12 protein-coding genes are annotated in these 13,393 nt (G+C 64.5%); 11 read left to right on the top strand and 1 reads right to left on the bottom strand.

Annotated elements, in window-relative coordinates:
• Positions 1-36 precede the first annotated feature (36 nt).
• From AXYL_RS27270 to fes, 10 genes are all read left to right on the top strand, one after another.
• Complete coding sequence (locus tag AXYL_RS27270) at positions 37-1,236, top strand: pyridoxal phosphate-dependent aminotransferase (protein WP_041654332.1); 1,200 nt, start codon at positions 37-39, stop codon at positions 1,234-1,236.
• Positions 1,237-1,302: 66 nt separating this feature from the next.
• A complete protein-coding gene (locus AXYL_RS27265; protein ID WP_013396111.1) occupies positions 1,303-2,910 on the top strand; it encodes a thiamine pyrophosphate-binding protein in 1,608 nt (535 codons plus the stop codon).
• A gap of 74 nt (positions 2,911-2,984) precedes the next feature.
• Positions 2,985-3,953, top strand: a complete 969-nt coding sequence (locus AXYL_RS27260) for a Bug family tripartite tricarboxylate transporter substrate binding protein (protein WP_041654330.1) — start codon at positions 2,985-2,987, stop codon at positions 3,951-3,953.
• Positions 3,950-5,116: an acetylornithine deacetylase gene (gene argE, locus AXYL_RS27255; protein WP_013396109.1), complete on the top strand. Its 1,167-nt coding sequence runs from the start codon at positions 3,950-3,952 to the stop codon at positions 5,114-5,116. Before AXYL_RS27260 ends, argE begins: the two co-directional genes overlap by 4 nt.
• Entirely contained in the window at positions 5,074-5,778 is a 705-nt protein-coding gene (locus AXYL_RS27250; protein WP_080551102.1) for a substrate-binding domain-containing protein, read from the top strand. Before argE ends, AXYL_RS27250 begins: the two co-directional genes overlap by 43 nt.
• 341 nt (positions 5,779-6,119) lie before the next feature.
• Positions 6,120-8,294 (top strand): TonB-dependent receptor, encoded by a 2,175-nt coding sequence (locus AXYL_RS27245; protein WP_013396107.1) that lies wholly within the window; start codon positions 6,120-6,122, stop codon positions 8,292-8,294.
• 79 nt (positions 8,295-8,373) lie between these two features.
• Entirely contained in the window at positions 8,374-8,661 is a 288-nt protein-coding gene (locus tag AXYL_RS27240; protein ID WP_013396106.1) for a hypothetical protein, read from the top strand.
• Positions 8,648-8,938: a hypothetical protein gene (locus AXYL_RS27235; protein ID WP_013396105.1), complete on the top strand. Its 291-nt coding sequence runs from the start codon at positions 8,648-8,650 to the stop codon at positions 8,936-8,938. The genes AXYL_RS27240 and AXYL_RS27235 overlap by 14 nt, the downstream gene beginning before the upstream one ends.
• Before the next feature lie 15 nt (positions 8,939-8,953).
• Complete coding sequence (locus tag AXYL_RS27230; protein ID WP_013396104.1) at positions 8,954-10,582, top strand: PepSY-associated TM helix domain-containing protein; 1,629 nt, start codon at positions 8,954-8,956, stop codon at positions 10,580-10,582.
• A gap of 60 nt (positions 10,583-10,642) precedes the next feature.
• Positions 10,643-12,232 (top strand): enterochelin esterase, encoded by a 1,590-nt coding sequence (fes, locus tag AXYL_RS27225; protein ID WP_237709942.1) that lies wholly within the window; start codon positions 10,643-10,645, stop codon positions 12,230-12,232.
• A 15-nt stretch (positions 12,233-12,247) separates the two neighbouring features.
• On the opposite strand, the gene AXYL_RS27220 is transcribed toward fes, so the two are convergent.
• Positions 12,248-12,577 carry a winged helix-turn-helix transcriptional regulator gene (locus AXYL_RS27220; protein ID WP_013396102.1) on the bottom strand — a complete coding sequence of 110 codons (330 nt, stop codon included), beginning with the start codon at positions 12,575-12,577 and terminating at the stop codon, positions 12,248-12,250.
• A gap of 146 nt (positions 12,578-12,723) precedes the next feature.
• On the opposite strand from AXYL_RS27220, the gene AXYL_RS27215 reads away from it, so the two are divergent.
• Complete coding sequence (locus AXYL_RS27215) at positions 12,724-13,386, top strand: glutathione S-transferase family protein (RefSeq protein ID WP_013396101.1); 663 nt, start codon at positions 12,724-12,726, stop codon at positions 13,384-13,386.
• Positions 13,387-13,393: the final 7 nt, after the last annotated feature.

Raw genomic sequence — 13,393 nt, 5'->3', positions numbered from 1 at the left:
TTCTAGACTTATTCCCGTTGCCACCGGAAAAAGTCCATGCTCTCGCCACTCGTTTCCACTCTGCGTTCCTCACCCATCCAGGTCATGGCAGAGCAGACCCGCCAAGCCATTCAACAGGGCCGCAGCGTCATCGACATGACGCTGGGCGAACCCGATTTCCCGACGCCTGCCCATATCTGCGAGGCTGCGGCGCGCGCTATCGCTGACGGCCAGACGCGTTACACGCCGATCAACGGGACCCCGTTGTTGCGCGAGGCGATCGCCGAGAAGTTCCGCAGGGACAACGGCATTGAATGCACGCTGGCGCAGATCAATGTGGGTTGTGGCGGCAAGCAGGTGATCTATCAGGCCTTCCTGGCCACTTTGTCGCCCGGGGACGAGGTGATGATCCCGGCCCCGTATTGGGCGTCTTACAGCGATATCGTGTCGATGAATGGCGGCGTGCTGCGCCCCTTGGCGACGACGCCGGATGAGGCCTATGCGCTGCATCCGCAGGTGCTCGAGGCTGCCATTACGCCGAAGACCAAATGGCTGGTCCTGAACTCGCCCAGCAACCCCAGCGGCACCGCTTACACGCAACAGCAGCTGGAGCAGTTCGCCGCCGTCATCCGGTCCAGCCGCAATCAGGATTTCCTGATCATGGTCGACGACATCTATGAACACATACTCTATGACGGCAGGAGTTTCGTCACGTTCGCGCAGATCGCGCCGGATCTGGCGCATCGGATCCTGACCGTCAACGGCGTATCCAAGGCCTACTCGATGACGGGCTGGCGGGTGGGCTACGCCTGTGGCCCCAGGTTCTTGATCGATGCCATGACGAAAGTGCAGATGCAGATCAACTCCCACACGTCCTCGGTGTCGCAGGCGGCCGCAGTCGCCGCGCTCGCAGGGCCGCAGGACGAGGTGCGCCGCCGCTGCGGCATCTTCCAGCAACGCCGCGATTACCTGCTGGCGCAGTTCGCGCAAATCGATGGCCTGGCGACGCCGCGGCCGGAAGGCGCGTTTTACCTGTTTCCCGACGTACGCGGTTTCATCGGTCGCAAGACGCCTGCCGGCCTACGTCTGGAGGATGACGTTGCGCTGGCGTCATACCTGCTGGGCGCGGGCGTGGCTGCCGTGCCGGGTTCGGGTTTCGGCATGCCGGGATTCATGCGCCTTTCGTACGCGACCTCCGATCAAAACCTGCAGATTGCAGCCGCCCGCATGGCCGCCTCCTTGGGCAATCTTCAATAGCCGCGGCGTTTGCCGCCGCCATTTTTCAAGCACTCGTATCAAAGCCTTCCTAAAGGGGAATGTTGCATGTCCACGGTTTCGCAGATCATCGGTAAACGCCTGTACGAGGCAGGGTGCCGCCACGCATTCGGGATTCCTGGCGGCGAGGTCCTGTCCGTCATGCGTGGACTGGACGAAGCGGGGGTCAAATTCACTCTGGTCAAGCATGAGAACTCCGGCGGCTTCATGGCGGAGGGAGTGTTCCACCGCACTGGCGCGCCGGGCGTGCTGGTCGCCACCTTGGGGCCCGGCGTGGCCAATGCGGTGAACGTGGTGGCCAATGCGCTGCAGGACCGCGTGCCCATGATCTTCCTGACCGGCTGCGTCGACGAGGACGAAGCCGCCACCTATACCCATCAGGTGTTCGACCATGCCGCCCTGATGCGGCCGATCACCAAGGCCTCGTTGCGCATGACGCCGGGCAATGCAGAGGCCATCATGGACAAGGCATTGGCCATAGCAATGGACGATCCCCCCGGACCGGTTCATGTCGACGTGCCGATCAGCGTGGCCATCGCCGAGGCCGCTATGGCCAGGGGCGCCCGGCGCGTCCAGCCGGCCCCGGCCGTTCCCGCGCATACCGAGCAGCTCGAATTGGCACGGTCGTGGTTGGGCAATGCCAAGCGCCCCGTCATCATTGCCGGTGTGGAGGCCCTGCATCATCGCGCGGAGGAGCAGGTCCGCGCGCTGGTGCAGAAGCACCGGATCCCGCTGATCACCACGTACAAGGCCAAGGGCATCATCGACGAGCGCGACGAGATGGCCGTGGGCGGCATGGGCCTTTCGCCGAAGGCCGACAGCATCGTGCTGCCGCTGATCAAAGAGGCGGATGTGGTGCTGTTGCTGGGCTATGACCCGATCGAAATGCGGGTGGGCTGGCGCAACATCTGGGAAGACGGCGCGCACGTGATCGAGCTGTCCTCGAACCGCAATACGCATTACATGCACCAGTCGGCGATCAGCTTCGTGGGCGACATCAAATGCGGGGTGGAGGTGTTGGCCGACGGCTTGCGCACCGCATCGGAATGGCAGGACGACGAGGTCAGGGCCATCAAGCGTGCGCTGGCGAGCATCTACCGCGTCGACGAAGAATGGGGCCCCGGCGCCATCGTGGATGTCGCGCGCGCGGAAATGCCGGCCAATACCGTGGCGTCGGTCGACAGCGGCGCGCACCGCATCCTGCTGTCCCAGACCTGGCAGTGCTACGAGCCGCGCACCTTGATGCAGTCGTCGGGTCTTTGCACCATGGGTTGCTCCTTGCCCCTGGGCATAGGCGCCAAGCTGGCGGAGCCCGAACGCCCCGTGGCGGTCTTCACGGGCGATGCCTGCCTGGAGATGACACTGGGCGAATTGGCGACCGCCCGGGACGCCAAGACTCCAGTCATTGTCTTCGTGTTCGCGGACGAGTCCCTGTCCCTGATCGAGATCAAGCAGCGCGGCACCGGGCAGCCAAACCTGGGGGTGGATTTCCCCGGGACGGACTTTGCGGCCGTGGCCAGGAGCATGGGTGGCCTGGGCTTCGACGTGCAGGACCGCGCGGGCCTGGTGCGAGCGATACGCGAGGCCCTGGCGGCAAAGACGTATTCGATCATCTCCTGCCGCATCTCGCGCAAGGCGTACGACAACCGGATCTGAGGCACGCGCGGGACGGATTGCAGCAACCAGGCAGGAGAGTACTTCCAGCTTCAAAAAACCAAGGGGAATGCCTAATGAAGCGACGCTGTTTTCTCAGGGTATGTGCTGTATCGATGGTCGCGGCGCCCGTGGTGGCGCGGGCCCAGGACCGCATCGTCAGGATCGTGGTGCCGTTCGCGCCAGGAGGCTCTGGCGATCTGATTCCACGCATTGTTGCGCCGGCCATGTCGGAACGGCTGGGCATGACGGTAATCGTGGAGAACCGGGCCGGTGCCGGCGGCGCGATCGGCGCGGGCTATGTGGCGCGCGCGCCCGCCGACGGGCTTACGCTGGGGGTGGCGACCGTGAGCACGCATGCGATACAGCCTGCGGTGCTGGCAAAGCCGCCGTACGACCCGTTGAAGGATTTCGCGCCCATCTCCAACCTGGCTCGGGTGCCCAATGTGATCTCCATCAATCCGGGCCTGCCAGCGCAGGACATGGCAGAGTTCATCGAACTGGCCAAGCAGCGCGGCGGCGACATCACCTACGGGTCGCCGGGAGTGGGCTCGCTGGGGCACATGATGGGTGAATTGCTTGCCCAGGCCACGGGCGCGCCCATGCGGCACATTCCGTACCGTGGGGCCGGCCCGGCGTTGCAGGACGCCATCGCGGGCCACGTAGACGTGCTGTGCGACAACCTGCCCGCGTCATTGCCGCATATCCAGGGCAAGCGCTTGCGCGCGCTGGGGGTAGCCTGGCCCGGCAGGGTGGAGCAGCTGCCGGACGTTCCCACGTTTGCGCAGGTCGGTGTGCAGGCACTCAATGACCCTGCCTGGTTCGGCTTGGTTGCGCCCGCAGGAACGCCCGCGGCATTTGTGCAACGTGTCAGCGAGGCGGCCGCCGCCGCGCTGAAGAGTCCGGAGGTGGCCAGCCGCATCACGCAGTTGGGCGCGGTGCCTCAAGGCGGCATACCGGAGGCGTTCATGGCCGATATCCAGTCCGAACTGGACAAATGGCGTCGTGTCGCCAAAGCCGGCAACATTTCCCTGGAGGCCAATTGACTGATCAATCTCTTGATTGTTCCAGCGAAGCGCTAGCCTGGCTGGAATCGTTGATCGCCTGGCCCACCGTATCCGGCAGCAACTCCAACCTTGAGTTGCTGGCGCAGGCGGAATCATTTCTGCGCAAGATCGGTTTCGCGGTGCGCTACACATACAGCGAGGACCGCAAGCGCGCCAACCTGTTCGCCAGCCTTGGAGGCGGCGCGGGCGGAATCCTGCTTTCCGGCCATACGGATGTCGTGCCGGTGGCGGGGCAGGATTGGACTCGGGATCCGTTTCGCCTGACCGACGAAGGCGAGCGGCTCTACGGCCGCGGCACGTGCGACATGAAGGGCTTTCTCGCCTGTGTGCTGGCGACCGTGGGGCGCCTGGGCAGCGGCAGGCTGGCCCAGCCCGTGCATATCGCGCTGACCTATGACGAAGAGATCGGCTGTGTAGGCGTGCGAGGGTTGCTGGCTGACCTGCGGCAGCACGGCATTCAGCCGTCCGCGTGCATCGTCGGCGAGCCGACCCGGATGGAGGTGGTGCGTGCGCACAAGGGCCGCCATTCCTGGCGCTGCAATATCCGGGGTAGGGCAGAGCACTCGTCAATGAGCGGCCTGGGCGTGAATGCCGCGCAGACGGCTTGCTTCCTGGCGGCAGAAGTCGCGGCGCAGGCTGAGGCATTGCGGTCTGCAACGCGTGACGAGGGCTTTTATGTGCCGTTCTCGACGATGGCGGTCTGCCGCGTCCATTCCGGACATGCGTCGAATGTGATCCCGGAGGAGGCAGAGTTCGACTTTGACTTGCGGTTTCTGCCAGGCGTCGATCCCGACGCCGTATTGGCGCCCATCCATCAGCGCGCCAGGGAGCTTGAGGGGACGATGCGGCAAAGGGTCTCGGAATCGCAGGTGCTGCTGATGCGGCGGACATCGGTGCCCGCATTGGTGCCTCGGGCGGATACCGACATGCTGGTGGAGGCCCTGTTCCGGGCGGGGGCTCAGGCCGGCGGGCACGTGGCCTACACAACGGAAGGCGGGCTCTACCAGCAAGCCGGCATTCCGGCCTTGGTTTGCGGGCCAGGCGACATCGCTCAGGCCCACACGGCGGATGAGTACATCCTGCGCAGCCAGCTCGGGATGTGCGAATCCGTGCTGGAACGGCTGCTGGCAGGCGGACCGTGATACGCATAGGTGCGGCAGAGGCGACTGCCTCCTGCCTGCTGCCGCCGCTGTTGGTCCGCTGGGCCCAAACACATCCTGGCGTACCCATACGGCTGCGGGTTCTCAGCTCCGCAGCCATTTGTGCCGGTTTGCGGGAGAACGAGCTGGACGTCGGCTTCATGCATGGTGTCGACGGGACGGCGGGATTGCTTGCCCGTCGCTGGATGGAAGAACCGTGGCTGGTCGTCGCGCGGCCGCAGCATCCCTTGGCGCAGGGCGTGGGGCCGATATCGCTGGACATGATGCGCCACCAAGCCCAATGGGCGTGGCTGGTGACGTCGGCAACCGCCCAGGACGCGGTACGGCAGAGATTCGAGAGTGGCGTCGGTGCCTTGCATATTGCGCTCGGATTAGGTTCGGTCCAGGCAGTAATAGCTATCGTCCAGAGCAGCGACCTGCTGGCATTTTTGCCGCGCCACGCCGTGCAGCCCGCCCTGCATCGAAACGCCCTGGCTACGCTGGAAACGGAGGGCATGCCGTTGAACATATCGCTTGAAATACTCAGGAACCCCGAGGTGCGGCTGTCTGGGCCAGTGGCGGATTTCCAGGACTTTTGCCGCGCAGAGGCGGCTGCACTTTCATCAATGCTGGACTGGGGCGCGCTGACGAACCCGGGTTCCTGACCGCGCTCAGGTGTTGCGCGCCAATGTCGAGAACCTGTTCAGCAAGGATTGCCGGGTCGCAAACGGATCGGGCGGCGCGGAGTTGAATACGCTGCGGCTCTTCATGCTGCCGGCCGCGATGGACTTCTGATGATCCCGGGCGCGGCCGAGGCATGGGTTCGGATCGGCCGCCCACGCAGGAAGTCAATCAAAAAAATATAAGTCATTGATTTTTATCGAGTTGCGCTGAAAATTCGACCGGATTGCGGAACCGTACCTACAGATTTCCGGTCCATTGAGTTTTTTCCAAATATATAATTCATCTGATAAGCATTCGCATTTAAATATCGGAATGATGAATTGTGTCCAAGAAAACTCCGTTGACAATCGCGCTGTGCGCCCAATGCTTCAGCCCGGCCGTTGCGCTGTCCTTGATGCTTCCCGCTGGCGCCAGTGCCCAGACCGCCGCGCAAACCACGACGCTGCAGCCCGTCACCGTGACTGCAGGGTCGGTGTCGGATGAGGATTTACCTGCGCCTTACGCCGGAGGGCAGGTGGCACAGGGCGCGCGTCTGGGTTTGATGGGCAACCAGGACGTGATGGATACGCCCTTCAACGTCACCAGCTATACCTCCGAGCTGATCCAGAACCAGCAGGCGCGCACGCTTGCCGACGTCATGGCGAACGACCCTTCGGTTCGGTTCACGACGTCTAGCGGACATGCCTACGAGAACTTCCGGATCCGGGGCTTCGACGTCAACCAGAACGATGTGGCGATCAATGGCATGTATGGCCTGGCGCCCATGGGCCGCACGCCGTTGGAATTCGTCGAGCGGGTGGAGGTGTTGAAAGGCCCGAACGCCTTGTTCAGCGGCATGGCGCCCAGCGGCGCCGTGGGCGGCACGATCAACCTGGTGCCCAAGCGCGCGGAAGACACCCCCAATGCCACCTTCGGCGTGAACTGGCAGGCCGACGGCCAACTGGGCACGACCATCGATGCCGGCCGCCGCTTCGGTTCGGCCAATGAATGGGGCGCGCGCGTCAATGGTTCTTTCAGCGATGGCGCCACCACGCTGGACGGCCAATCCAGAAAGCGCGAGTTCCTGTCCGCAGGGTTGGACTATCGCAGCAGCGCCTTCAGCGCGTCGATAGACGCTTATCACAGCCAAGAGTCGTTCTCGGGTGGCACGCCCGCCATGTTCTGGTTCGGTGGCTCCGTCGTGCCCGACGCGCCCGATCCCCGTATCAACCAGTTCAGCACGGGTTACGGCAGCATCCAGAGCAACGCCGTCATGGCGCGCGCCGAGTACCGCTTCAATGACAGCGTGTCGGCATTCGCCGGCGTGGGCAGGCGCGACAGCCATCAATCGGGCCTGATCAACGGCACCCATGCGCGGCAGATCGACGCCAATGGCAATTTCACCGGTTCGATCATCGGGCAGCGCGCCTACACGGACGCCACCTCTGCCGATGCTGGTCTGCGTTCGCGCTTCATCACGGGCAGCGTGCGACACGAACTGGTGCTCCAGGCTTCCCTGCTGAAGCTGGAGGACGGATCGGCCACCGGGCCGGCATCGACTTTCAAGTCCAATATCTATGACCCGATCACGCCGGTCATGCCGGCGGTACCCGGCAGCGCACCCAAGACCGCCGAGAACACGCTGTCCAGCCTGGCGCTGGTGGACACCATGTCCTTCTTCGACGACAAGCTGCTCCTGACTGGCGGCCTGCGCAACCAGCGCGTGAAGACCACGAATTTCGACAAGACGGGCAAGACGACCGCGCGCTACGACGAGGATGCCGTGACGCCCGCTTTCGCCATCGTCGTCAAGCCCTGGGGACCGGACGTTTCGCTGTACGCCAACTACGTGCAGGGCCTGAGCAAGGGCGATAGCGTCACGGACACCACGGCCAGCAACTATGGGCAGGTGTTCGCGCCCTACAAGACCAAGCAGCAGGAGCTGGGCGTCAAGTGGAACGCTGGCACCTTTACCAATACCTTGGCGTTCTTCCAGATCGACAAGCCCATGCTGGTCACGGAAGGCTCTACGTCCAAGCCGACGTACGCGGACGGCGGCGAGAAGCGCGTCCGTGGCGTGGAATGGAATACCTTCGGCGAGCTGGCTCCAGGTGTGCGCGTGCTGGGCGGCGTCACTTATACGCAGGGCACGCAGGTCAAGACTTCCTATGGTCGCTATGACGGCAACACCGCGGTGGGCGCGCCGCGCTGGCAGGCCAACACCGGACTGGAATGGGACACGCCGTGGGTGCCCGGCCTGACGCTGAGCGGGCGCGTGCAGGCTACGTCGAGCCAATACGCCGACGCAGCCAACAAGCTGCAGATTCCGGGCTGGGGCCAATTGGACCTGGGCGCCCGCTACGCCACGCAGATCAACGGCCGGGACGTGGTGCTGCGCCTGAACGTCAACAACGTGTTCGACAAGCACTATTACGCCGGCAGTTTCAGCGACACGACGCCTATCGTGACGCTGGGGCCGGCGCGCACCGTTACCGCCTCCGCCAGCATCAGTTTCTGAACGCCGACTCCTGTTCCGGACAGCCGGTCCGGAGCAGGAATCGGCGGTCAGGTAGCGGACCTTGCATCCAGGGATGACCATGGAAGTCCTAATACTCCTCAGCCTGGCAAGCCTGTTCGTGGGCTGCTTCTGCATCTATCGCGCCTCGCCGAACCAGCGTTGGGGCGTAGATTCCTGGCCGGTTCTGCCCGCCCGCGCCACGGGCTTTTTGCTGCTGACGCTGGGCGGCTGGGGCTGCCTGCGCGCATTCTCTGCCGTTGCGTCTGTGTTCGTGTTCGGTACGGCCCTGATGCTGTTCTTCAGCCTGATCCCCTATCTGGGCGTGCTGGCAGGCTTGCGCCGAAGCGATACGCATGAAGCCCGCTAAACCAGCGCCGATCCGGCGCGACTGGATATCCAAGAGCCTGGCAGGCGCGTTGCTCGGCTTCGCGCTGGCCATGGGCGCAAGCGCGGCGCTTGCCGCATTGACTGGCGGCATTCCTTTGGCAACGCGCTCGCAGCTGGCCATGTGGCTGGTGCCTCCGGTCTGGCTCGGCATTGCGAGTACGGTCTACTTTTTCGCCAGCGGCCTGCGCGCCTGGATCTGGCTGGGCGGCGCCTGCGTGCTGCTCTATGGCGGGCTGTATCTTGCCAAGGCGATCTGAGGAGGGCCTGCGACCATGAGAGCCGACTATATACGCATCTACAAATCGGTCCATACCTGGACGGGCATCCTGACAGGCATGGCGCTCTTCATTGCCTTCTATGCCGGCGCGCTGACGGTGTTCAAGGAGCCCCTGACCCGTTGGGCAACGCCGCCCGCAGCCGTCGCGCCCGTGCCGCTGGACGAGACGCCAGGCCTCATCGCCAGAACGCTTGCGGCGCGGCCGGACGTGGCCAAGGGATTCAGCATCCATCTTCAGGATGCCGAGCACGTGCCGGCGCGCATGGCTTGGGAAGTGCGTGACGGGCAGGCCGACGACCATGATGAGTCGTCGCTCCGCCATTACGCGGCCTATCTGGATTCGGGCGGCGAACTGCGGCTGGAGGAGTCCTCGCCCAGCGGGCTGATGTCGTTCATCGACGTGCTCCACCGCGTAGTGGGGTTGCCCGTGGACAGCGACCCCAACCGCTGGTTCATGGGTGTCGTCGCATCGCTCTATGCAATCGCCCTGGTGTCGGGCGTGATCGTGCTGCTGCCGTCGCTGGTCAAAGACTTCTTCGCCCTGCGGGTCGGCAAGAACCTGAAGCGCATGTGGCTGGACGCGCACAACGTGGTGGGCATCGTTTCGCTGCCATTTCACATCATCATGGCGCTCAGTTCCGTGGTGTTCGCGTTTCATGACGGCATCTACGATCTGCAGGACAAGCTGATGTACGAAGGCAAGTTGGGGGCAGTCTTCCAGCGCGCCGGCGGCAACACGCCAGGTGGCGAGGCCAGGAATCCCGCAGACATGCTGACGCCCCGGGAACTGCTGGCCCAGGCGCGCGGCTTGGCGCCGGGCTTCGAGCCCGACACGTTGCAGTATCAGCAAGTCACCGGCCCGCGCGCCATCGTGCGCGTCTGGGGCAAGGACGACAGCGCGGTGTCGCCGCGCGCGCGGGGCGGCTTCGTGGCGCTCGACCCTTACACCGGGAAGGTGCTCAATCGCGATTATCTGCCGGGCGGGCAGGATACGCCCAACCTCTGGGTCAGCAGCTTCTTCGCGCTGCACATGGCTTCCTTCGGGGGCGCGGAGGTGCAGTGGCTCTATTTTCTGCTGGGGTTAGCGGGCGCATGGCTGTTCTATAGCGGCAACCTGCTGTGGATAGAAACGCGCCGCAAGCGCGCCAACCGGCAGACCGGCGAGGTTCCGGTGCAGCGGTTGGACACAAGGCTGATGGCATCGGCGACCGTGGGCGTCTGCCTGGGATGCGTATGCGGCATTTCATTGATGATGGTCGCGTCCAAATGGTTGAGCGGGCATGTAGGTGATCTGAATGCCTGGCTCCAGGGGCTGTACTACGCGGCGTTCTTCGCCAGCGTGGCCTGGGCTTTCCTGCGCGGGGGCGCGGCAGCGGGCGTACACCTGCTATGGCTGGCGGCAGCGTTGACGCTGGCGATACCGGCGACCTCGCTGGTGGGCGGCCTGCTGCCCGCCACCGGGCTTTGGGCGCACACGTCGGCCGCGGCGCTGGCAGTGGATGCGACGGCATTGGCGGCAGCGCTGGGGTTTGCCTGGATGGCAAAGGCCAGTGCGCGCAGGATCGGGCGGGGCGAGCCCGACAGCGCATGGGCGCCGAGACGGCTCGCTGCGCGCGAGGGATAGCGGATCGCGGCGAATGCGCCATGAAAAAATGAACGGATGAATATGCGTAGAGAGAACAGATTGGAATGGCGGGATTGGATGTCGTCGGCGGCGCTGGCGGTCTCGATGGCCGTCGTGACACCGGGCATGGCCGCGGCGCAGTCCAAGCAAGGCGCCGTGACGCCCGAGGCCCACGTGGACGAGCGGATTTCGCTGCAAAAAGGCGAATTCCTTGCTGGTACCTGGGCCGCCGACTCCGGCGTGACCCTGGATCTGTTGGACAGCGCCGGCCAGCACGTGCGTCGACTGAGCGATCTGGAAAAGCCGGCCGGGGCGCTGATGCTGGTGGCGCCGGCGGATGGCTTTTACACGGTGCGCGCGCAGGGCCAGGGCGTGTTCAGGTGGGCCGTGACGGAACGTCTACCCCTTGCCGAACAGCGCGCGCCAGCGCCTGCGCTCGACAGCTCGCGCCTGGCCGCGCTGGCGGCGACACTGACCGCAGGCGGAACGACGGAAGACTTCTGGGCAGAGGTGGCTCAGCAAGGCGCGCCGCTGGTCGAAGCCGCCGATGCCCAACATGACCGCGTCACGTTCCTGTGGCGTGGCGCCGAGCGCAACGTGCGCCTGTTCGGCGGGCCGTCGTCGGACCATGCGCAATTGGCGCGCCTGGGCGATTCCGATGTATGGCATGCCAGCTTTGTCGTCCCACGATCCACGCGGCTGTCATATCGCCTGGCGCCCGATGTACCGGAGCTACCTGGTTCCGGCATGGCGCGGCGCCGCGCGATCCTGGCCACGGCGCAGGCCGATCCGCACAATCCCAAGGCTTACCCCGAGCGCGGCGTCGACGCGTTTCAAACCTATTCCATGCTGGAGCTGGCGCAAGCGCCGCCGCAGCCCTGGGTCGAAGCCCGCGCGGACGTGCCACGGGGAACGGTCGAGGCCATGGAACTGCGCAGCGATCTCATGCGCAACACGCGCAAGATCCACCTGTACCGTCCCGCGGGTTGGCAGCCCGGTGCCGCAAACAATCATGTACTGGTGCTATTCGATGCCGGCGCCTACCTGGGCCGCGTGCCCACGCCGACCATCCTGGACAACATGATCGCGGCGGGCGTCATTCCACCGACCGCGGCGCTGCTCATCGACAACCCCACGGCCGAATCCCGCAGCCAGGAGTTGCCGCCCAATCCGGACTTCGCCGACTTCCTCGCGAAAGAACTGATGCCGTGGGCGCGCAAACAAGGCATCGGTGCGCCAGCCGCGCGTACCGTCATCGGCGGCTCCAGCTACGGCGGTCTGGCGTCGGCCTATGCCGCGCTGCGCCACCCCGAGGTGTTCGGCAATGTGCTCAGCCAGTCCGGTTCCTATTGGTGGTCGCCCGCGGGCGAAGAAGACCAATGGCTGACGCGGCAATTCGTCGCGGTGCGCAAGCTGCCGGTGCGATTCTTCCTCGGCGCGGGGCTGTTCGAATCGGGACGCGGCGGCCAGCCGGGCATTCTGGAGACCAACCGGCATCTGCGTGACGTGCTGCTTGCCAAGGGCTATCTGGTGACGCACCGCGAGGTGGCGGGCGGGCACGATTACCTGGTCTGGCGGGGAACCTTGTCGGATGGGCTGCTGGATTTGATCGGCACGGGCAAGCAGGGCGGCGGGCAAGTCCAGCCTTAGGGCTGATAGGCCTGCTCAGGCGGCGTCTTCGGACGCCGCTCCATTGTCATCCCACCAATCGCCCAGCGCATCCAGCAGTGGCACGAGCGTCTTGCCCGAAGGCGTGAGGTCATACTCCACGCGCCGCGGATAACCGTCGAAATCGGTGCGCCGGACGATGCCGGCCAATTCCAGCTTGCGCAACTCCAGCGTCAGCATCCGATGCGAAATGGTCGGATTGTCGCGGCGCAGGTCGCTGAAGCGCTTGGTGCCTTCCTTGAGGTAGTAGATCAGCAGCGTCGGCCATCTGCCGCTCAGTATCTGCATGGCTTCTTCGATGGGGCAGCGCGAAACCAGGTCTTTCATGGGAGAGTCATGGTGACAAAAATGTGCGTAATTTACTTAGCCTATCAGATCCGTAGAATTCATTCCGCTGCGCAGCGTGACCCTTATCTACGGAGAAAATCATCTTGGAACCCATTCTTGTTTATGGCTTTCCGCTAGGAAGTTCCATGGGGCTTGTCGCCGCGCTGGAGTGGTTGGGCCAACCCTACCGCTTGTGCCGCGTGGACATGCTTGGGGATATGCGGCTGCCTTCTTATGCGCGGATCAATGCGCGCCACGAGACGCCTGCATTCGTCAGCGAACGAGGAGCAGTGTTCACGGAAACCATGGCGATAGCGCGGTGGATCGAGAACCGGGACAACGAACGCAGGATCAGTTTCGATCCACTTTCGCCCGAATCCGATCGCATGCATCAGTTCATGGCCTTCCTGAACACCGGCTTCACCGCCGCCTTCACCCCGCACTGGGTCGCCCTGGAGATGGATCCGCCCGATCCGGCTTTGCAGAAGACCCTGCGGGAATGGGGCGCGCAGCGCGTCATCGAGCGTCACGACAAGCTGGAGGCGATGCTGGGCGACACGCCGTTCGTGGTGGGCGACCGTCCGACCTTGGCGGACGCGGTGCTGGTCGGCGTGGCGCGCTGGCTGGATTTTCATGAGGTCGCCGCAAAGTCCCGCTGGCCCAAGCTGGCGGCGCTGCGGCAGCGTCTGGAAAGCGACCCGGCAGTCCAATATGCCATCGCGCTGGAAGATGGCGGAAGCCCCGCCTACTCGGGGCTCTGCAAGGGCCATGTTCCGCTGGAAACGGTGATCGCGACCTACGGGAAGTAAGCCCGCG

The sequence above is a fragment of the Achromobacter xylosoxidans A8 genome, from assembly GCF_000165835.1.
In the GTDB taxonomy this organism is placed as follows: Bacteria; Pseudomonadota; Gammaproteobacteria; order Burkholderiales; family Burkholderiaceae_B; genus Achromobacter; species Achromobacter xylosoxidans_B.
The sequence above is the reverse complement of the archived record's forward strand: the minus strand, read 5'-3'. Positions and strand labels throughout refer to the sequence as shown.

Coding starts and splice junctions, on each gene's coding strand:
- AXYL_RS27270 (WP_041654332.1), top strand. CDS start 37: ATGCTCTCGCCACTCGTTTCCACTCTGCGTTCCTCACCCATCCAGGTC.
- AXYL_RS27265 (WP_013396111.1), top strand. CDS start 1,303: ATGTCCACGGTTTCGCAGATCATCGGTAAACGCCTGTACGAGGCAGGG.
- AXYL_RS27260 (WP_041654330.1), top strand. CDS start 2,985: ATGAAGCGACGCTGTTTTCTCAGGGTATGTGCTGTATCGATGGTCGCG.
- AXYL_RS27240 (WP_013396106.1), top strand. CDS start 8,374: ATGGAAGTCCTAATACTCCTCAGCCTGGCAAGCCTGTTCGTGGGCTGC.
- AXYL_RS27235 (WP_013396105.1), top strand. CDS start 8,648: ATGAAGCCCGCTAAACCAGCGCCGATCCGGCGCGACTGGATATCCAAG.
- AXYL_RS27230 (WP_013396104.1), top strand. CDS start 8,954: ATGAGAGCCGACTATATACGCATCTACAAATCGGTCCATACCTGGACG.
- AXYL_RS27220 (WP_013396102.1), bottom strand. CDS start 12,577: ATGAAAGACCTGGTTTCGCGCTGCCCCATCGAAGAAGCCATGCAGATA.
- AXYL_RS27215 (WP_013396101.1), top strand. CDS start 12,724: ATGGGGCTTGTCGCCGCGCTGGAGTGGTTGGGCCAACCCTACCGCTTG.